Origin of the sequence: Streptomyces sp. DvalAA-14 (assembly GCF_900091855.1) — a bacterium.
Taxonomy (GTDB): domain Bacteria; phylum Actinomycetota; class Actinomycetes; order Streptomycetales; family Streptomycetaceae; genus Actinacidiphila.
This window is the reverse complement of sequence record NZ_FMCH01000388.1, coordinates 58,796-78,109: the sequence shown is the minus strand read 5'-3', so window position 1 is coordinate 78,109 and position 19,314 is coordinate 58,796. Positions and strand designations below refer to the sequence as shown.

Sequence of the window (19,314 nt, the reverse complement as noted above, 5' to 3'; positions counted from 1 at the left end):
CCATTGACCAGACCAGCTCCGAGAACCAGCTTGCGGACGGCCAGCGCTTCTCTCAGTAGACACCGATGCGTGAGCGGTGGCGAAGTTCGTCAGCCCTACCAGTTCGGATCCGGCCGAAGGGTCAAAACTGGGATAGATCGCCCTCGTTTGGAGGCCGGACTTTGATCGGGCGCCGTTCACTCGCGGACACAGGAAGGATGCCCAATTCCGTCAACTTCCCCACCGGCACGAGTGGACCTGCGCAGATGGCGTCCAGCAGCTCCCTCTGGCCTGGTTCTTCTTGTACGAGAAGGCCCAGGACGTTGAGGAGCTCGAGAAGTTGGGTGGTCCAGTCTGGGGACCAGCTTTGGGCCACTACGCCGTCCAGTTCCAAGCGACGCTTTCCTGCGGGCTTACGCCGGCGGTAACCGAACCACTTATCGAGCACATTCATGCCGGAGACCTCGTACTCCCGCGTCGACCGAGGCACCGGAGCGATGCAGCCAGAGCCTACCCAAAGCTGCTCGGCCTCCGGGTCGTAGCGCAGCGCCTCGGGCATGCCTTCAACGGTGTCCGGGATCTCGTCGATGCATTGCGGACGATTCGAGATGAGGCGGGGACGTTCGGCTCGCCGGCCCTGGGCAGGGTCCGCGTACCTCTCGCCGTAGCTGTGCAGCCACAGGATGCGGCGACCGATGCGGATCGCTTCCCGCCACAGGTCGGCCTCGGCGCTGAGGGGGATACGGACGCCCGGGTCCTTGAGATCGTCGAGGAAACGGAGCGTGTAGGCGGGATGAGAGGCTACGGCCGCCACGTAGGCCAGGAAGTCCTCCGGGATGACCGCCATGGACAAACGCTGCGAGAGCAGGTCGAGCAAGCCCGGTGCGACATTCGGCATCTCTCCCCGACTGTCGCGGTACAACGGCCGGACGCATCCGCTGCGCCCATTGAAGTAGTCCATGTCCGGGATGAGAGCGCTGAACAGCAAGGCCGGGCCGCTCACCACTGCGTGAGCGTTCTGCTCCACGGTAAACATCTGGCCGGGTCCCCGTACCGCCCAGAGGTCCGGGCGGCCGACCACCATGAGTCGGTGGTCCGGGATGATCAGCTGGCGGTCGAAGGAGCGGTAGCCCACCTCGACCGGTTCGGGTTGCTCCCTCTGTTCCGTCCTCAGCGGCGTCGTGTCGTATCCCGTCGTCCCCGGTAGCGGCACCACGCGGGTGTCGACCGTACGATCTCGAGCCTCGCCCAACAGTCCTCTGCGCTCTTCGCCGTCGGCGCCGAGGAAGAGGCGCCATCTCTCGCGGAGCGTCGCCTTGTCGGGCGCGTACACCCAGACCCGTCCCGGCGTGACACCGCGGGAAGACCACGGCATCAGGTCTTTGAGCTGCGGTGAGCTCTCCCACAGATCACTGCCCTCGGGCAGGAAGGGGTCCGTGAGGCCGCCAGCGCAGTCCCGCCATTGCGGATCATCCAGAGCAACGGTCAGCAGGCGCTGGGTCTTCTCGTCGCGGTGCCCGTGGACTTGCAAGTAGTGCACGGCGGCTGGAGTACTGCCTCGGCTGTCCCGGCGACGTACGAAGACGGCGATGCACAACTCCTGCGCGACATCCGGGAAGAGGCGGGTCGCGTTGTCTGGTCGCTGTCCTTCCGGGGACAGGTCAATGATCCAGCCCTCGTCTGCGGACCGCCGGAGATAGCGGCGCATGCCGGCGAAGGCACGCCCCTTCAGCCACGCTTTGGGTGTGAGGTAGGCGACCACGCCGAACGGGGCATCTTCGTGGGCGTCGAACACCTTCCAGGTGCCCCAGCGCCAGAAGTAGACGTACAGGTTGGTCATCTTCGACTCATAGGTTCCGTTGCCGGCCAGGCGGAAAGCGTCGAGGGGGGCCGGCTCCCCGACGTTGGGGTCGCCGGTTTCGATCCACTTGCCGGCGCCTCGGGAGACGGCGTCGTGCGGTGGGTTGCCGATGACCACCATGACGCGCTCGTCCCGCTTGACTTTGTTGGCCTGCCGACGGGACTCCGCGAGCGGCCTGTAGGTATGGGGAATCCAGTTGAACTCGGCCCTCGGATTGTCGAGGGTGTCCGCCACCAGGAGCCGCAGCCCCTCCTTGGGGGCCGCGGATCGGTAGTCCTTCAGAAGCGCGTGCATGCGGAGGTCGGCCACGGCATAGGGGCCGATCTGCCGCTCGAAGCCGATGAGTCGTTGTCCGACCATCTGCCGCAGCTGGGGACCGAGCGCCCCGGGGCCTTCGTCCTCGGCGATCGTGGCCGCTGCTCGCTTCAGTACGGACAGCAGGAAGGTGCCGGTGCCCATGGCGGGGTCGACAACGACCACTTCGGGTGACGCGAAGCCAGAGGCGATACCGAAGGATCGCTCCAGGATGACCTCGGTCAGCCGGACCATCGCCTCGACGATGCCGTGCGGCGTGTAGTACGAGCCGGTCCGCTTGCGCAGATCCCGGTCGTAGATCTGGAGGAAGTCCTCGTAGAGAAGCAGGTACGAGTCGCCTGAACCGTCGTCGAGCCGGCCCCAGTCGACGGCTCCGATCACCCGCAGGAGGGTGTCCAGTGTGGTGGACAACCCGACCGCCGCGGACTCCTCGGTGAGGACGTCGAGGGCCTTGCCCATCAGCGAGTGTCTTTTCCCGAGCTTCAGGGCGATGCCGTGCACCGACTCGCCCTCGAAGGCGATGCCTTCGACTCTGGCCAACAGCAGCGCGAACACCACGGTCTGGCCGAACTGCTCGATGAACTCCTCCTCGGTCGTCTCTGGGAAGAGCAGTCGGCGCCACTCCTCGGCGATCTCGAGGAAGACGCGTCGCCGTCGGCCTGCCTTCTCCAGCGCGATGGCCTCGGTCACCTCGTCGCAGAGGAGCCGGCAGAGCTTCGCAACCGACCGGACCAGCTGGGCGGTACTGCGGGGAGGCTGCGGCTGCCAGGAGAGGAAGTCATGCAGGATTCGGGCCAAGGCCCCGTCCACCGGGGCCAGCCGGACCCCGGCGGAGAGAATCGAACCCTTCATCCGGGCGATCCCGCCGACCAGCCGACCGCTGCGGTACAGGGCGAACTCGTTGCCGTCGCAGTAGAGGACGTTGGGGAGCAACCGCAGCTTCTGCCACTGTGCGGCGTTCTCCCCGGTGAAGGTCGTCGGATCTGCGCCGTAGCCCGGTCGCTTCAGTTCGATGTACCCGACCAGCGCGCCGTCCACCGAGACCCCGTAGTCGAGTCGCGCGCGCAGATCGACGAGCGGCACCTCACCGATCAGCGTGAGGTCGAGTCCCAGATTCCGGCCGGCAGCTCGGATCAAGCCTTCGAGCGGGCCACGTAGTTGGTCTTCCTTCCAACCGCTGCCTTTCAACTTCGGGGTCACTTCGCCACCGAAAGCCGAAACGGCAGCGAGAACGGCCTCTTCGTACGTGCCGCGCTGCCCCGCCCGTGACACCATCCCGCCCCCTGACGGGCAAAGACGGCCGGAGGCATCCGTACGGACCTGTCGGCCGCACCTTGCCTTCGAGGGTGCCGCGGCTCATCCCCGGCACACGCCCATTACTGAATGTAAGGTCACAACGGCACGGCGTGAAGACCGCGTCAGGCGGGAGTCGGGCGCGAGGGGGCCTGATAGCGCTGATGCAACGCCTTGACCTGCTGCCACCAAAAATCCCACTGTGCCTGCTTGGAGGTACTAGGAGCGAGCAAGCCGAGCTGGCGGGCCAGGATGTAGAAACCGGGGCCCGCGTCGTTGGCGTCGAGGTATTGGACGAGGGCGGAGATCATCAACCCTGACGTCGGATAGTCCTCCTCGACCATGAGGCCCAGCAGGTGGCCCAGCGCCGCCCGTTCACTGGCCTGCTCGAAGTCGAACCGCGCCAAGCCGGTTCTGCTCTCGAGACTCACATTGAGCTCGGTGTACGAGGTGAGTCTGGCGAGCCGCGCCCGCTCCTTCAGGAACTCCAGCCCGACCCGGGTCAGCAGTTCCCAGTCTTCGTCAGTCCGGCCGTACCCAGTCATAGCGTCTCCCATTTCAGCGAAGGGTGAATGCGACAGGGCAATCGTGTCGCTTCCTCCCACGTGCCGGGGAGCGTTCAGGTTTCCATGAGACGCACATGGAGACGAGCAAAGGGACTTGGGCCGCCCGAGTGCCCGGATCGATGTGTCGAGCCAAGGAGGCGTGGCTCTCGGCCAGGTAGAAAAAGCGGAAGAACTCATAGTTCATATGTTCGATTAGTGATAGGCCTTCAGTCAAAGCCCCGCCATTGTCAGTGGTCCTGCGTAGCCTCATCCCCATGGAGGAATCGGCACAAGAGCCTTCGATGCAGGCCGAACGCGACGCATCCTGGCAGCGGCTAACCGCCTACGCCTACCTCAGTGCACCGGAGCGGCTTGAGCACATCGCGATCATGCGCGTCTTCTGCGGGACTCTGCTGGCGGACCTGGCCGTGCCCGACGTGCTGGACAAGCTCGCGGGATCCGCCGGCCCGGCGGCGCGATGGGACGCCGACACGCTGTCTGCGCGGCTGAACCAGCTGGTGAAGTGGGGGAACCTGCTGCCCAGCACGCACACGGTGAAAGCCTCAAGCATCAGCGAGTACCAGCGCGCCCGGTCCCGGTACCAACTGTCCAAGCTGGGTGAGCGCATCCAGCGCGACGCGGACGAGGTGCTCGCCGGAGCGGACGCGGCTCGTGAGGTGAGCAGCGAGCTGCTGGCGCTGGTCGAGCGCGGGTTGCGTGAGCTCGGCGAGTTGGTGGCCCAGCCGGGCGGGGCGGAGCCGCAGGAGGCGCTGGAGCGGGTCAGTACGATCTTCGTCCAGTTCACCGAGTTCGCCGATTCCATCCGGGACTTCTACGCCTATCTGGGGCAGGTCCTGGCGCGGTACGACCTGGACAGCGCCGAGTACCAGGGCTTCAAAGAACTCCTTCTCGACTACGTCGAGGCGATCACGGAGGACGTGTCCTTCCGGGCTCCCCGGATCGCATCGATCTTGAACACCCTGTGGCCCCAGCTGCCGAGCTTGCTGAGCCTCCTCGACTCTCACAGCCGGGGCCTGTCCGGCGGTCCGCTGGGCGCGGACGGGCAGTTGGCCACGAGAGTGCAGCGCAGCCGCGGCCGCGAGCTTGCCGACTGGGAAGGGCTGCGTGGCTGGTTCGCCGATACGGAGGGCCGCGGCAGCCAGGTCGATCAGCTGCGCGACGCCACGATGCGGGCGCTGCAGTCGCTGCTGGCCAACGCGAAGCGGATGCTGCGGTCGGCATCGGGAGAGATGTCGCGGCGGAAGGACCTGCTGCGGCTCGCCCAGTGGCTCGATGAAGCTACTCCTGAGGACGCCCACGACATCGCCGTGGCCGCCTTCGGTCTGTACAGCGCGCGCCATGTGGGCATCCCGCCGGTGACGGATACGGCCGTTCCCGCCTACACCAGTTGGTGGACAGGTCCGGTGGTCGAAGTACCTGTGTCACTCCGTGAACGGGGCAGCCGTGCCCAGCGAGGCAGGGCAAGCGTGGTCGAGGACCACTCCGACCAGAAGCGACGGCTGCAGGGGACGGCCCGGGCCGAGGCGGAAGCCAGACGCGCCGCGGCGGACGAGCTCCGTAGTGGGTCCGGCCGCTTTACCCAGATACGGCTGACGTCCCCTGCCCTGTCGCTGCTACTGGAGCTGCTTGCCACGGCTCTGGGGAACGCGCAGCTTCGGCGCACCGCGGGTCGTGACCCGGAGCACAGTCCGGGCTTCACCGTGGAGGCCGCCTGCAGCGAGGAAGTAGAGCTGGGGATCCGTCTGACGGTCCGGCGGGTGGAAGGCGCCGCCACCGTGCTGCATTCAACAGACGGCGACCTGACACTGGACGACCTGGAGATCACGCTGGTAGGCATCGGGGAACAGGTCCCGGCCGAGGAGACGAGGGTGAGCGCGTCGTGACCTTGCCTTCGGCCCACGACGTCGCCCTTGCAGCGGTGCGCCGCACCGCGGGCCGCCTGCTCCTTGCCCGCCCTTTGGTGACTTCCGACGGCCCCTATGCCGAACTCTTCCCGCTCATCCGCCGGCATGCCGACTGGCTCACCGGGCGGTTTCAGCAGGTCCTCGGATACCGCCTCCTGGTCGACACCTCCCACGCGCGCCTGTTCAAAGCCGGCCTGGGCGTCGGCTCAGGTCGCCGCCTGGAGCGTTCGAGCGGCGCCGCCTTCACGCCACGCACCTATGCGTGCCTGGCCCTCGCCCTGTCCGTGCTGGTGACGGCGCCCGAGCAGATACTGCTCTCCCAGCTGGTTGCCGACATCAAGGCAGCAGCGGCCGACGCCCGTATGGAGTGGGAAGCCGGTGGCAGGGTGACCCAGAAGCGGACGCTGAGCGCCGCGCTCCGGCAACTGGTCGAGTGGGGTGTGCTCACCGAGACCGAGGGCAGTGTGGCGGCCGTGGAGCAGGACGACAGCGGTGAGGCACTGATCTCGGTGGACCGGGAAATCGCTCGGGCAGTGGTCGCCGGTCCCCTCTCGCAGAGCATGAACGGCGCCGATCTCGTGCGGCGGGCCGCCGACCCGGGATTTGCCGGACCGCGCACCTATGTACGGCGGATGCTCGTGGAGACGCCGGTCCTCTACCTCGACGAACTGACCGACGCCGAACGCGACTGGCTCCGCACCCGGCAGCGCCGCGAGTCCCAGGCGTTCTCCGAGCTTCTGGGCCTGGAAATGGAGATTCGAGCTGAGGGCGCCGCCCTGATCGATCCGGAGGACGAACTGTCGGACCTGCACCTGCCCGGCAGCGGGACGCTGGCACAAGCCGCGCTCCTGCTGCTGGAGCGCTTGGTGGAACGACTACGGCCCGACGATCCCGGTCACCCCGCCACCGGCGGACGCCTCGTGATCGGGGTGCCCGTCCCGGACGGCTTGGTGGACGCGATCCTCGCGGAACTCGTCAGCGCCTACGGGTCTCGGAGCAACTGGAAGCGTGAACTCGTAGATGATCCGGATGCCCTGAGAGAAGCGGCGATCGACCTGCTCGTTCGCATGCGCCTCGTGGCCCGAGACGGCCCTCTGCGGTCCAAAGGCGCGGGGCTGCCCGAAGGCCACGACGGAGCAGCCCCCGAAGGGCGGACCGTCACCGATGTCGCCGAGGCTCGAGCCTCCGGCAGCCGATTGATCCTGCTGGCCGCCGCAGCCAGATACGCCACACAGGTCACTGTACGCACCGCCCGACGACCCGCCAGTGAAAGCGGCGAACCGCAGGAGCTGCCCTCATGATCGCCGAGACCACCACCGCCATCCCGCTGCAGCGCGCCACTGCACCGGCCACGACCCGGTTCCGGCTCCACCGGGCAGGGATCCGCAACGTGTGGCAGTACGACGAGCAGGAGTTCGCCTTCGGGGACGGCCGCCTGCTGCTGCGCGGCAAGAACGGGGCAGGCAAGTCCAAGGCCCTGGAAATGCTGCTGCCCTATCTGCTCGACGGGGACTCCCGGGCGCTCGACGCGACAGGCACCGGCCGCACCACGCTCGTCTGGCTGATGCTGGACGGCTTCGAGCAGACCAACCGGCTGGGCTACCTCTGGGTCGAGTTCCGCCGGCCGTCCGAGGACGAAGGCGGGCACCAGTACCTCACTCTCGGCGCCGCGATCCGGGCGTCCAAATCCACCAACAGGGCAGTGCCGGCTTTCTTCGTGACCCCGCTCAGAGTCGGCGAGGACCTGCAACTCGTCGAAGCGGGTCGCCCCTTGTCCGTGGACAAACTCAAGGACAGGATCGGCGAAGCGAACGTCTCCGAAAGGGCCGTGGACCACCGCGCTCGCGTCGCCCGCGAGCTGTTCGGCATCACCGACGTCACCCGCTTCCGCAACGTCACCCAGCTCCTCCACCGGCTGCGTCGGCCCACCGTCGGCGATCGCATCGAATCCGGGGGTCTCGCGCTCCTGTTGAGCGAAACCCTGCCCGGTCTGGACGACGAGGTCGTGGACAAGGTGGCCCGGAACCTGCACGACCTGGACGCGGTCCGCAGTGAACTGGGTCGGCTGGAGAAGACCGACCGCGCACTGCGCGACTTCCTCGTCGATTACCACCACTATCTGACCGGAGTTCTGCGCAGGGCGTCAGTTGGCGTGGGTGACGAACTGGGTCGGCTCACCGAGGGACGCAGGAAAGCCGGGGATGCCGCGAAGGAGGTCAGTCGCTGGCGGAAGGCCGAAGGGGAGGCAGTCGAGCGTCACACCGCTGTCTCGGAGACGCTCGAATCGGCCCGTGCGGAACTCAATGCCCTTCATGTCAGTGACAGCTACCGCGGCGTGCAGGAGCTGTCGGAACGCCGCACGACAGTCCAGGCACTGCACAAGGCAGCGGTATCAGCCCACTCGGCACTGCTGACCGCACACGAAGCCGAGCAAGGCGCGGCGGGGCGGCTGTCCGGCGACCTCGGGCAGTTGGCAGAACGCCTTGCCGGCCTGGCCGCAGAGCACGGGGACCTGCGATCGGAAGCCGAGAAAGTCGGCCTGCCCACGGCTCATCTCGGTGATGCTGTTATCGCGCAGCAGACCGAACTCGCCGGCCCATGCGACATTGAGGTGCCGGACCCGGACGACGTGCCGCAAACCGTGCGCCACCATCACGTCGTGAGCGTTGACACCGCAGCGACAGCGCAAGCGCTGGAATCCTGGGCCCGCCAGTTGGAGGCCGGCCAGAGCGTCGCCAAGAACCGCTCGCGCGCCGTCGCTGAAGTCCAGCGCCTCTCCGGTCTCGCTCGCAAGGCACTCACGGAGGCCGTCGGCGCGGACACCGAGCGGGAGCGGTTGGAGCTGGACCTGGAGGAGGCTGTGGTTCTCCTTGAGACCGCGCGAGCTCGCGTGGTGGAAGAGAGCACCTCCTACGGGGCGAGCGTCTCGGACTGGGTGAAGCGCGTGACGGCGATCTTGGCCCCCGGCGGTCCTGATCTGGCCCCGGTCCTGGCAGTCGCCGCCCTTGAGCCGGGGCTCGACGCACCGCTGGCGGAGAGGACGCTCCCCGCCGACGTCGACGCCGAGGCAGCGCAGGCCGCACACCTTGTCCTCAATCCGCACGAGCAGGATTTGTCAGCAATGCGCGACCACGTCGCCCTCTCGGTTCGGGAACTCCAGACGGCATTTGCCGAACTGCAGCGGCAGCGGCAGGAGTGGGAGGGACGGACCGATCCGGAACCCCCGGCGCCTTCCTCCCGCTCGGCCGCGCGCTCCGCCGGAACCGGGGCGCCCTTCTACCAGTTGGTGGACTTCGCGGACGGCCTGTCCGACACACAGCGGGCCCACCTCGAAGCAGCGCTGCAAGCCAGTGGACTGCTGGACGCGTGGGTAAGTGCTGATGGCAGCGTTCTCGATCCGCGCACGCTCGACACCCTGCTCGACCCTGGCTCGGCCGCGCCGGAAGGCCCGACGCTGGCAGCGGCCCTACGCCCGGTGGAGAGGGCCGGCGCAGTTGTCTCAACCGAACGCGTCCACCATGTTCTGTCGTCCATCGCCCTGGCACCAGGAACGGACACCGACAGCCCCAGCACTGTGTACGTCGACGGCAGCTGGCGCCTTGGCGCGCTGACAGGACGGAGCAGCAAGCCGACCGCCGAGTTCGTGGGCGCTGCCGTTCGCGCCGAGACAAGGCGCCGGAAGCTGGGCGAACTTGAGGAGCAGTTGGCGGACGTCGGGGGGCGGCTCACCGACGAGCGGGCAAAGCTGGTTGACCTTGATATCCGCCGGGACGGCCTGAGTGCCGCCCTGCGGCGGTTCCCGTCTTCTCGGCTCCTGTCCCACGCCTGGGCCGAGAGCACCGGCAAAGAAAGCTCGGTAAGGGAGCTGACCGGTAAAGCATCGTCGGCCGCGAGGGCGGCGGTTGACGCGCGCACCGCCGCCGTAGCGGCTCGTCATGTGGCGGAAGCCGCCGCCACCGCCCACGACCTTCCCACCGACTCTGAAACCCTCGCCGGTATCGCTGCCTCCCTCACCGCCGTCCACACCGGCCTGGTACGTCTGGCGAAGGCCGTCCATCGCAGCCGCTCCGCACTCGACAACGGCGGGTCGACCCGGGACGCATACGAGAGAGCTCACCAGGGCCGTCTGGGATCCGAAGGGAATTACCGCTCCCGGCTCGACGAACTCAGACCTGCCCGCCAGCAATTGGCGACGTTGGTGGAGTCAATCGGTTCCGGGGAGGAAGAGATCCTGGCGCGCGAGGACGCCGTGAAGGAACTGATCGAGGCATCCGCCGGTGAATTGCCGCATGCGAGAAGCGAGATGGACAGCGCACGGGAGGCGCGAGTCCGCGCCGAGGAGGCGGAGAAGCATCTCCGCGAAGAACTGACGCTCCAGGAGTCGGCGGTCGTCAGCGCCGGCAGTACGTTGCGCAGGGCCGTCGACCGCCCGGAAGTCCTGCGCGGAGCGGGGCTGGACAGGGCAGCGCTTCCGGACCGGACCGCGGATGCGCCCGCGGACGACGTCCGCAGCAGAATCAGGCTGCTGCGGGAGTTGTCCGAAGCCGTTGACAGTCGACTCGACCGGTCCGCCGGCGACGTCTCTGACAACACGCTCATGAAACGGCACACCACGCTGCGCGACGCCCTTGCCGGTGGTTACGACGCGCAGCTCGTTGAAGACAACGGAATCAAGGTCTGCCGGCTTCTGGACGACCACGGTTCGCATGACGTCGCCATGGTCGGAGAACGTATCGCCGCCCAGGCCACCGAGGCACGCGGCCGGCTGACCGAACGCGAAAGCGAGGTGTTCCAGCGCTTCCTCACCGGCGAACTCGGTGACCATCTGTCGACGCAGGTCATCGCCGCCGCCAACCTGGTCACCGCCCTCAACGACACGCTGCGGACCGTCCGAACCTCCCACGGCCTGGGTGTGGAACTGCAGTGGAAGCTGAACGAGGACGTGGATGCCGATGTGCGCGCAGCCGTCGAGCTATTGAAAAGCCCCTCCGGACTGCGGACGCGCGAACAGACAGAGCAGCTCCGCGAGGTACTGCAACGGCAGATCGAAGATGCCCGCCGGGCTGATCCCTCGGCCGGCTACGCCGCACACCTGCGGACCGCCCTCGACTACCGGGACTGGTTCCGCTTCCACACCTTCGTCGTCGAGGACGCCCACCCCGGGCGCAGGCGGCGCCTGACCGGTCGTACCGGACTCAGCCAGGGCGAGCAACGTGTGCTGTCCTATCTCATCCTGTTCGCCGCCGCCGCGTCCCACTTCACCACCCTCGGGGAATCTGCCCCGCACGCTCCTCGGTTGATCCTCCTGGACGACGCCTTCGCGAAGGTCGACGAACCCACCCATGGGCGGCTCGGCCACATCCTGGTCGATCTGGATCTCGACTTCGTGCTCACGAGCGAACGGCTGATGGGCAATTGGGCCGAGGTGCCGTCGCTGCACATTTACGAATGCCTGCGCGATCCCCACGTCCGCGGCGTGGCCACCCTCCACTACACCTGGAACGGCCGAAACCGGCGGCTGGTGTCCGTATGAGCACGCTGCCGGCGGAGACGCGGGATTGGCTCCGCCGCCCCGGCCTCCAGCGGTTGTGGGAGAGCCTGCGCAAGCGTCTGGAAGCCAACGGACTCCGGGCAACCGGCTCGCTGAGGCTGACCGGCCTTGATGCGGAGGAACGGACCGCCGTGTCACAACTGCTGGGAAAGACACTCACTGGTACGAGCGTGACCGTGCGACTGCAGGAGTTGGACGCACGGCTGCGCACTTCGGCTGCTGAGGCCGGGCTGGTGGCCACCGTCCAAGCCCTCGGGCAGCCGCTCATCGACCGCCGGGCGGTTCGAGCCAACGCCTTGTCCCGACGTGACCAGGTGTGGTCGTCGGTCTCAGACGCGCTCAACGCATCCCCGTTGGCCGAGGAGGCGTGGGCGGCGCAGTGGTACGACGGGCTCCGACGCTCGGGCGTACCCCGAGGCGTGTCCCTCGACGACGCGGTACGCAGCCTCCACCAAGCCACCGGGATCCTCGTCCTGCTGCACGGCCCAGCGGGATCCGTCGCACGCGGCCGGGGCGAGATCGCCACGGAGGCGACCGGGTCGGCGCACGGCCTGGACGACGGCACGTGGCTCGCCCGGCTCGTCCAGCGGGGCATCGCACTCGCCCATGGAGCGGAACTCCCGGAGAACGCCGCCGGACGACGCGCCCTGTGGCGGCTGGCCGGCGTCACTCCGGACGAGGTCTCCAGCACCGTCCTCGTCTACGGCCTGCGCCCGGACGGCGCCGACTGGCGCGAACGAGCCCTGCGAGACCGGGCCGACCACCATTCCGAGAGTCATCTCACCCTGCGCGATCTGCACACCCTGGACCTGACCATGGCGCCTGGCACGCTCGTCCGCATCTGCGAAAATCCCCGCGTGCTGGAGGCCGCGGCCGACGCCGCCTGCACGCAGCCGCTGGTCTGCACGTCAGGCAGCGCCTCCACCGCAGTCCTCACCCTCCTCGACGCCCTCGTCGCCACGGACTGCCGCTTCGCCTATCACGGCGACTTCGACTGGCCCGGCATCGCGTTGGCCAACCGAATCATCCGGCGCTACGGGGCTCGCCCATGGCGGATGAGCGCCGAGGACTACGAACGACTCGCCGCCCGCACTCAGGCCCGTGGTGTCCCGCAACTCCCACTGACAGGACAGCCCGTCGATGCCGACTGGGATGCCGACCTCGCGCCGACGATGGAAGCATTGAGCATCGCCCTCCACGAGGAGGCCACGCTCGATCTGTTGGTGGACGACCTACGATAATGCCCGCACCAAGCAGAACCTGTTGGGGACGCCCCCAGAGCGGCCCTTGAGACATCAGTCAGGCAGCGGCACGCGCGGTAACTTTGGCCATCCCCGCCCGGTCGCCTGTCACGCGCAAGGATTCCTTCCCATAGCGGGCGGTCGCGCCCTCGAATACGCCCGCCAACAAGCCCCTGATCGCTGCTCCGGACAGAACCGTGGCTCCGAGGCCACGGTCGGCGATGCCGGGTAAGACGTGCGCCAAGCCGATATCAGCTTGCCGGCGACACGCGAACTGAGGCAGCTGGCTTCCCGGAGGTCCGTCGAACGGCGGCTACACCGCGGTGATGGTGCCGTCCGCGTTGACCCGCAGCACCCGGTGTCGATGCATGGCGGCCACTCGCTCTTGCATCTCCGCTCTGGCCCTGGGGGGGTCGGGCCCGCTCGGGTTGGTGACCCGGTAGCCGTTCAGAGGGACCGCGTCCGGGTCCACGTCGGCAGGCGATCGTCGTCCCTCCAAGATGAACCCGGCGAACATCCGCAGCGCCTCCTCACCCAGTTCGAGGGGGTGGAAAGCCAGTGGATACGCCGGCTGGCCGTCACCCCAGTCCGGATCCGGCTCGACGGGGTGCTCTCCCGCCCAATACGGGGCTTCGAAGTCGTACGGGGCGCCGATGTTCTCGACGATCCCGTCATCCGGCGAGAGGCTGAGCGACCGCACCAGCTCGCCGTTCTCCCAGACCGCGAAGGTGAGGGCGTCAGAGACGCTGTGCATCGCGTGGAAGAAGACTCGGCGCCCGCCGCTCGCTTCCAGTAGGTGCTCGGGCATGACCGACGGGCGGAGGCTCATCAGACGCCGATCGCAGATGACATCCACGCCAGGGAAACTGGCCGCGTAGCAAACCCCATCGGCCGGATACGTCGCCTCCCCCAGAGCCATGCCGTCGTCGGGCTCTACCACCCAGCCCGGGTAGAGGCGCTGAAGCAGCTCGGCCGTCGCCTCGCCGTCAACCACGCGGGCACCCCGCAGGGCGGGCGGCGCTTCCCCGTCCGAAAAGATCAGCAGACCTGTCTTGGCACCCATGACGCCGCCCCACTCCCCTGCATCGTTCCAACGCCCTGGACGCTATCCGAAGGCTCTGACACGGCTACGGCCTCCGATGACCGAAGCCTCGCGGGCGATCCGATGCGCACGACGACCTGGCCCTGGCATCGCATCTCCAAGGAGGCGGCGTGACCGACCTGGCACTGCTATCCCCAGCGTCGTCGGCGCAGCGGAGGCAGTGCACTCTGCCGTCGCAGCCCTCATACCGAACCAACGGCATTCGGAGATTGACGGTCACTGACGTCGTTTGCCTGTCTCCCTCGCTGACTGCTCGGAGGGTCTGATGGATGGCAAGGGCCACATGGGTGGGAAGCGGGAGCCAGCCCGATTCGCGATCTCGTCTCGCAGGAAGCGCCGCGCTGACAAGGTAGTTGCGTGATACCCCGTGACGTCAGAGACGCCCCACCGATGGTCTATGCCGACAGCGTTGACATCCCCGTGCTCTTCCGCGACGGTCCGGCCAAACGACCGTACAGACAGTGGCGCACGGCTGCCCACGGCGCCTGGTCGTCGCCCGGTACGTTCCCTGAGTCGGACGGCTGGTATCTCCCTACGACAACGTGGCGGGAGATCGTCAAGGCAGCCACAGAAGTGGGCCGCGACGTCACACCCTGGCTGCATCGGGCCGAGCAACTGGCGCGGGGCGAACTTGTGGCCAGGGTCGCCCCGCTCTACGCGTATCTCGGCATCCACGCCTACGCCGGCCAGCACGCCGACAACGCGGGCCGCCGGTTGACCGTCAACGCGATCTACGAGCACGGGACCGAGCGCACCGCCAAGGGTGCTCTGGGCTACCGCCTGGGCATGACGATGACGGAGTGGGCCTGCCGTTACCTCATGGGCCTGGGCCAGACCTGGCACATCGAGGACGGCGGCCCCGACCCCGATCCCGCCCTGCGCGATCTCTTCAAGGACCCGGCTCGGACCCTGCCGGACCTGTGGGGCCTGCACGCCGGCGAGGATGCCTACTGGCTGATCGAGGCCAAGGGAGGCAACGTCCGAAAGAAGTCACTGGACGAGGGCTGGCACCAACTGAAGGAGGGCAGCAAGATCCTCCACGCCTACGAGCACAGACTGATCCTGTGCGGTGCCTCGGTTCAACGCCAAGGGGACCTCTTCCTGACCATCGATCACGATCGGCACGGTGGCAAACCGCCCTCCGCGGCGCGCGGAGAGCGCAGAACCGGCTCACAGCCGGCCGGAATGCCCGAGGACCACATCGGCGACAGCGATGACGCGCTCATGGGAGCCGCTCGCGCCCAGATGCTTATGTATCTGGCCATGCGCTCCGCGCCTCCGCCGAGACTGGGAGCCGTGGGTGTGAGTGCCGACCGATCCACCCGCCGCGCCCAGTTCGGCGGCCTCACCACCCCACTGGAGCACGACGCATCCACCCAGGAGATACGCCGGGCCGCACGCGCCAGAACCGACGACGAGGACAGCCGCCGCGCCCTCTCCCGCAGCATGGGATTGGACGACTTCCTCAGCTACCGCATCCCCGGCACTGAGTTGCGTCTGGGCATGTCCCGGCGGCTGTTCGCTGCATGCGCCCAACTCCACCGAGAGGACGCTCTTATCGCCGAACGCACTCCTGGCCTGCGCGCCGAAGACCGGCGAGTCGCTGACGAACCGGCCGACGAGTACATCCAGGAGGAACGCCGCCGCAGCGAACGGCACATTTTCCGCGACCAGCAGGAGCAACTCCGCACCCGCATCGAACCCCGCGTTCGCAACGCCTACGAGCGAGGCGCCGAACGTACCTGGCGAGAGCTGCTGCCCAGCGGGCAGGAGCCCACGCTGGACCTTGAGGAGCATCCCGGGCTGCTCGAATCGGCCACACCCGAAACCTATCTCGCAGTGCGCCAGGAGGACCTTCCCTACGAGGACCGCTGAACCGGTGCTGGAACCGCCCGCTTCGGGCTGATTGGGCGGAGCACCGGTCAACTCGCAGGTCAGGTGGCCGCACAGCCCGATCCCACTGCGGCGCCGAACCAGTCCGCGGCGAGCATCCGGCCGACTCCTCCTCAAGGTGTTGGGACACCTGGCCCCTCGCACTCCGGCGGCTGCGCCTGCGTTGTCCCGAGGTCGGACAGGAGCTGCTCGGCCAATGCGAAGGGCCGATTACGGGCGCCATGGGGCACCGTCGCTGCGGACTCGAAGCTGCGTTGGGCGGCGAGTGCTCTGGGGCCGACCAGCCCGGTGAGCCGGTGATGGCGCCAGGAGAGCGCCGGCTGCCTGGCGACGACGACGAGGTCGAGGCGGCGCCAGATGACCAGTACCCAAGGTCCCTTTCCAGGGGCAGATCCCGCCCACCCTCCGATTCCGCACGACTTCCCGATGCGTCGCAGAAAGGTGGACCCGACGCCGGGGTCCGACGAGTTCTGCAGGGCCCGGCACTCTGCAGACCCGGTGTCGGCCGCAGCGGGACGTGGAGAGGCCGAGCCGCTGAGCGAGGGCTCGGTGTCAGTCCCAACCTCTACGATCCGGGCCATGAGCATGATCGGTGAGTACGCCCGCCTGACGCCGGCCGAACTTGAACGCGCGGTCGCGGATCCAGGCTGGGCCCTGGAATTCATCGAGGAGCTGATCGATGCCGAGATGGACGAGCCTGGCGCCTCCCAGCCCCGCTGCCTCGACATCGGCAAGGCGTGGGACGCCCTTGCTTTGATGCTGCGGCGGATTGGCTTCCCCGTCGACATCGTGCATGGCGAGGAGGGGATCCCAGGAGCCGACGACTGGGGGTACGGGCCGCCTCGCTACCTCACCCCCGAGCAGGTCCGCGCCGCTGCCGCAGCGCTGGCCGGCACACCGAGCGACGTGCTCGGCCGGGACGTCACCGCGGCAGACCTCGCCCGTGCCGACCTGTATCCGGGCATCGCGGAAGACGAGGCCGAGCAGTGGGTGAAGTACGTCATCCACCACTATCAAACGCTCGTGCCGTTCTTCGAGGCCGCATCTCGTGACGGCGACGCGATGATGATCTGGCTGGACTAGACCGGCCGGAGACCCCCACCTGGGCACACACGGCCCCCTGGGCGGCATGGAGTCCTCGGGGCTCGAGGGACTTCCTTCACCCGAGGGCACGTCGGTTCATGCTGGCGTCGCAGCCACACCGGCGGTATGGTCGATGGTATGGCAACGAAGAAGTACACCGTGACCTTGCCAGAGGAGCTCGCCGAGGAGATCCGCTCCGAGGTCGGCCCCGGCGGTTTCAGCCGCTACGTCACACAAGCCGTCGAGCGCCAGCGCGAGCGTGAACGACTGCACGAGGCCGTCGACTGGTGGGAGACCGAATACGGCCCCGTCACTGCGGAGGAACTGGCGGAGGCGGAGGCGGAGCGCAGAGACATCGAGCGAGCCCACGCCGAACGCGAGGAGCGAGCCCGTAAGACGGCCCATTCGCCCGGAGAGGCCGCGTGAGCGACGGACAGGTCTACCTGCTCGACAGCGAAGGCCTGTCCCAGTGGGTACGGGGAGACCGTCGCATGGGTGCCCGCCTCAAGGACGCCGACCGCTCCGACATCCCCGTGGTCACGACGTCGATGACCCTCATCGAGGCCTACCACGCGAAGCTCCATCGGCCGGCCTGGCGCTGGGCTCTGTCGCGGCGGGTGGAGCCGGTGACCGAACAGATCGCCAACGACGCCATCGACCTTCTCCAGGATGCCGGACTGCACGGCCACAAGTACGCGATCGACGCTGCCCTGGCCGCTGTAGCTCTGCGGCAGCCCGGCCGGGTCACCATCTTCACCTCGGACGAGGACGACATGCGCAAGCTCTGCGGAGACCGCGTCGTGGTCGTGAAGCTCTGACGCCTGGTGCTCAGGTACGCCGTCGCGGCGCGCAGGCCCTACCTCTGCGGGCAGCGCTACGGGCAGGTCAGACCCCAGAGCTCTGGGAGAAAATTGGGAGACGATCATGAAAAACCCGCCCCCCGAGACCCATCCAGACCAACCCTCACCCACCCCCTGACCTGCGGTTTCCCGAATCCCGCAGGTCAGGGAACGATCAGGGCCTCATTCGGGACAAAGGAGCCGTGGGTTCAAATCCCGCCCGAACCAAATCTGGAGCGACGGGTCAGGGCCCCAGACTCACCGGGCCCTGCACCAGAGTTGTCCCGGTTCCAGGACCCTGACCAGGACAGCCTCACCGACCTGGATGCCCTCAGAGTCTCCCTCCCTGAACGGTCAGCAGCGCTCCGGATCTTCCTGCAGGGCCTTGAGGGACAGTGATACGCGCTCACGGATGAGGTCGACGTCGAGAATTTCGGCGTTCACCTCCTGACCGACCGAGACGACATCGGACGGGTGGTCGACGTGCCGCCATGACAGCTCGGGGATGTTGATCGTTGCTTCGAAGCCGTCAATAACCACGAAGGTGACGCCGAAGCCGGCGATGCGGGTCACCGTGCCGGTGACGATCTCACCTCGGTGAAGGGTCTTGAGGAAGGCCCAGTTGCGGTCACTCGGCGTCGGCTCGGTCTGCCAACGAGCCCGTACAACGCCGTCCCCGTCAGGCATGACAGCGGTGAACAAGGGCGCACGGTCGTCGGCGTACACCGGCAGGAGCGCTGCGGCGCGGGCGCTGGATATGCGGGCGGCCAACTCCGGGAGATCGTCCTCGTCGGCGACAGCGCTGTGGATCCGGCCGTCCTCGTCCTGCCAGACACCTTCGATGAGACCCTCGACAGGGAGAGCACCGAGGACCGCTTCGATGTCGGAGGACAGGTCCGGCCACACGGCCAGCCGGGCACGGGGAGTAACGCTGGTACGGACCGTGTCGATGGTGTCGCGGGAGAGGCGGTGCCATCGGGAAGCGCCTTCGAGGTAGATCTCTTCCAGGAGTCCGGCGCGGCCGATGGCGACGGCCCAGCGCATACCGGCCCAGAATTCGTCGTCGCCAGGCCGCTGGACAACTTCGCCATCGGTCTCCATGTCGTACGGAGAGGAGTCCAGGCGTTCCGGGAACAGCCCCAGCGCGCGGGTTCGGGACAGTGCCTCCTCGCACGGCCGACTGCTGCCGACGTAGACATACTGGTCCCATCCCACATGTACCGCGAACGTGGTCTCCGTCTCCAGCCGGCACCAGGCGCCGTTGTCACGCAGCATGGCCCGCACCAACTCCAGCCCGATGGGCAGTGGTACCCGTGCCCCGTCGTGGAAACCGGCCAGGCCGTCAGGGAAGAGTCCGTCCAACCCAAAGCCGTCCACCGCAGGCTCGACGCCGAAATGCGCGAAGGACGGGACCTGCGGTTCCCGTACAGCCAGGTGATCGATGCCAGTGTCCCCGGCGAAGGCCGCGACCGCCTGAAGATAGGCAGCCTCGACCTCACCATGGTCGCTGAAGACGTCCTCGGAACCGACGTAATAGCCGCGTTCGTCACGGTCGGCGGGGTCGTACTTGGTCACGCGGTAGACGTAAGGGAGCTGCACAACCACATCTTTCACCACGGTCCTGAGCCCCGGCCACGTCGGCTCGAGTTGTTGGCTCGGGCTGCCGCCCCGAGCACACTCCCGCTGC

General features: G+C 67.7%; 12 protein-coding genes. 8 read left to right on the top strand and 4 right to left on the bottom strand.

Annotation, left to right across the window (positions count from 1 at the left end; genetic code table 11):
- Positions 1 to 121 precede the first annotated feature (121 nt).
- A complete protein-coding gene (locus GA0115240_RS20250; RefSeq protein ID WP_093738225.1) occupies positions 122 to 3,430 on the bottom strand; it encodes a type ISP restriction/modification enzyme in 3,309 nt (1,102 codons plus the stop codon).
- Positions 3,431 to 3,573: 143 nt separating this feature from the next.
- Complete coding sequence (locus tag GA0115240_RS20245; RefSeq protein ID WP_176725119.1) at positions 3,574 to 3,993, bottom strand: hypothetical protein; 420 nt, start codon at positions 3,991 to 3,993, stop codon at positions 3,574 to 3,576.
- Between the two features lie 275 nt (positions 3,994 to 4,268).
- On the opposite strand from GA0115240_RS20245, the gene GA0115240_RS20240 reads away from it, so the two are divergent.
- From GA0115240_RS20240 to GA0115240_RS20225, 4 genes are read left to right on the top strand one after another with little or no spacing between them, the layout of a single operon-like run.
- The gene (locus tag GA0115240_RS20240) at positions 4,269 to 5,897 is read left to right on the top strand and encodes a TIGR02677 family protein (protein WP_093738303.1); all 1,629 of its coding nucleotides are present in this window, start codon (positions 4,269 to 4,271) and stop codon (positions 5,895 to 5,897) included.
- A complete protein-coding gene (locus tag GA0115240_RS20235; RefSeq protein ID WP_093738223.1) occupies positions 5,894 to 7,219 on the top strand; it encodes a TIGR02678 family protein in 1,326 nt (441 codons plus the stop codon). Before GA0115240_RS20240 ends, GA0115240_RS20235 begins: the two co-directional genes overlap by 4 nt.
- Positions 7,216 to 11,451, top strand: a complete 4,236-nt coding sequence (locus tag GA0115240_RS20230; protein WP_093738221.1) for a TIGR02680 family protein — start codon at positions 7,216 to 7,218, stop codon at positions 11,449 to 11,451. The genes GA0115240_RS20235 and GA0115240_RS20230 overlap by 4 nt, the downstream gene beginning before the upstream one ends.
- Positions 11,367 to 12,710 (top strand): TIGR02679 family protein, encoded by a 1,344-nt coding sequence (locus tag GA0115240_RS20225; protein ID WP_256069900.1) that lies wholly within the window; start codon positions 11,367 to 11,369, stop codon positions 12,708 to 12,710. Before GA0115240_RS20230 ends, GA0115240_RS20225 begins: the two co-directional genes overlap by 85 nt.
- Before the next feature lie 313 nt (positions 12,711 to 13,023).
- On the opposite strand, the gene GA0115240_RS20220 is transcribed toward GA0115240_RS20225, so the two are convergent.
- Positions 13,024 to 13,773 (bottom strand): DUF6928 family protein, encoded by a 750-nt coding sequence (locus tag GA0115240_RS20220; RefSeq protein ID WP_237555041.1) that lies wholly within the window; start codon positions 13,771 to 13,773, stop codon positions 13,024 to 13,026.
- A 429-nt stretch (positions 13,774 to 14,202) separates the two neighbouring features.
- Between GA0115240_RS20220 and GA0115240_RS20215 the strand changes: the two genes are divergently transcribed.
- From GA0115240_RS20215 to GA0115240_RS20200, 4 genes are all read left to right on the top strand, one after another.
- The gene (locus GA0115240_RS20215; protein WP_093738217.1) at positions 14,203 to 15,687 is read left to right on the top strand and encodes a gamma-glutamyltransferase; all 1,485 of its coding nucleotides are present in this window, start codon (positions 14,203 to 14,205) and stop codon (positions 15,685 to 15,687) included.
- A 597-nt stretch (positions 15,688 to 16,284) separates the two neighbouring features.
- Positions 16,285 to 16,788 carry a YfbM family protein gene (locus GA0115240_RS20210; RefSeq protein ID WP_093738215.1) on the top strand — a complete coding sequence of 168 codons (504 nt, stop codon included), beginning with the start codon at positions 16,285 to 16,287 and terminating at the stop codon, positions 16,786 to 16,788.
- A gap of 138 nt (positions 16,789 to 16,926) precedes the next feature.
- Complete coding sequence (locus GA0115240_RS20205) at positions 16,927 to 17,214, top strand: hypothetical protein (protein WP_093738213.1); 288 nt, start codon at positions 16,927 to 16,929, stop codon at positions 17,212 to 17,214.
- On the top strand, positions 17,211 to 17,606 hold the full coding sequence (locus tag GA0115240_RS20200) for a hypothetical protein (protein ID WP_093738211.1): 396 nt from the start codon (positions 17,211 to 17,213) through the stop codon (positions 17,604 to 17,606). Before GA0115240_RS20205 ends, GA0115240_RS20200 begins: the two co-directional genes overlap by 4 nt.
- 375 nt (positions 17,607 to 17,981) lie before the next feature.
- Here GA0115240_RS20200 and GA0115240_RS20195 read toward each other — a convergent pair whose 3' ends face one another.
- The gene (locus GA0115240_RS20195; protein WP_256069899.1) at positions 17,982 to 19,202 is read right to left on the bottom strand and encodes a S1 RNA-binding domain-containing protein; all 1,221 of its coding nucleotides are present in this window, start codon (positions 19,200 to 19,202) and stop codon (positions 17,982 to 17,984) included.
- Positions 19,203 to 19,314: the final 112 nt, after the last annotated feature.

Excerpts from the sequence above, each read along its gene's own strand:
- GA0115240_RS20250 (WP_093738225.1), bottom strand. The coding sequence starts at position 3,430 with ATGGTGTCACGGGCGGGGCAGCGCGGCACGTACGAAGAGGCCGTTCTC.
- GA0115240_RS20245 (WP_176725119.1), bottom strand. The coding sequence starts at position 3,993 with ATGACTGGGTACGGCCGGACTGACGAAGACTGGGAACTGCTGACCCGG.
- GA0115240_RS20240 (WP_093738303.1), top strand. The coding sequence starts at position 4,269 with ATGGAGGAATCGGCACAAGAGCCTTCGATGCAGGCCGAACGCGACGCA.
- GA0115240_RS20230 (WP_093738221.1), top strand. The coding sequence starts at position 7,216 with ATGATCGCCGAGACCACCACCGCCATCCCGCTGCAGCGCGCCACTGCA.
- GA0115240_RS20225 (WP_256069900.1), top strand. The coding sequence starts at position 11,367 with ATGCCTGCGCGATCCCCACGTCCGCGGCGTGGCCACCCTCCACTACAC.
- GA0115240_RS20220 (WP_237555041.1), bottom strand. The coding sequence starts at position 13,773 with ATGGGTGCCAAGACAGGTCTGCTGATCTTTTCGGACGGGGAAGCGCCG.
- GA0115240_RS20215 (WP_093738217.1), top strand. The coding sequence starts at position 14,203 with ATGGTCTATGCCGACAGCGTTGACATCCCCGTGCTCTTCCGCGACGGT.
- GA0115240_RS20210 (WP_093738215.1), top strand. The coding sequence starts at position 16,285 with ATGAGCATGATCGGTGAGTACGCCCGCCTGACGCCGGCCGAACTTGAA.
- GA0115240_RS20205 (WP_093738213.1), top strand. The coding sequence starts at position 16,927 with ATGGCAACGAAGAAGTACACCGTGACCTTGCCAGAGGAGCTCGCCGAG.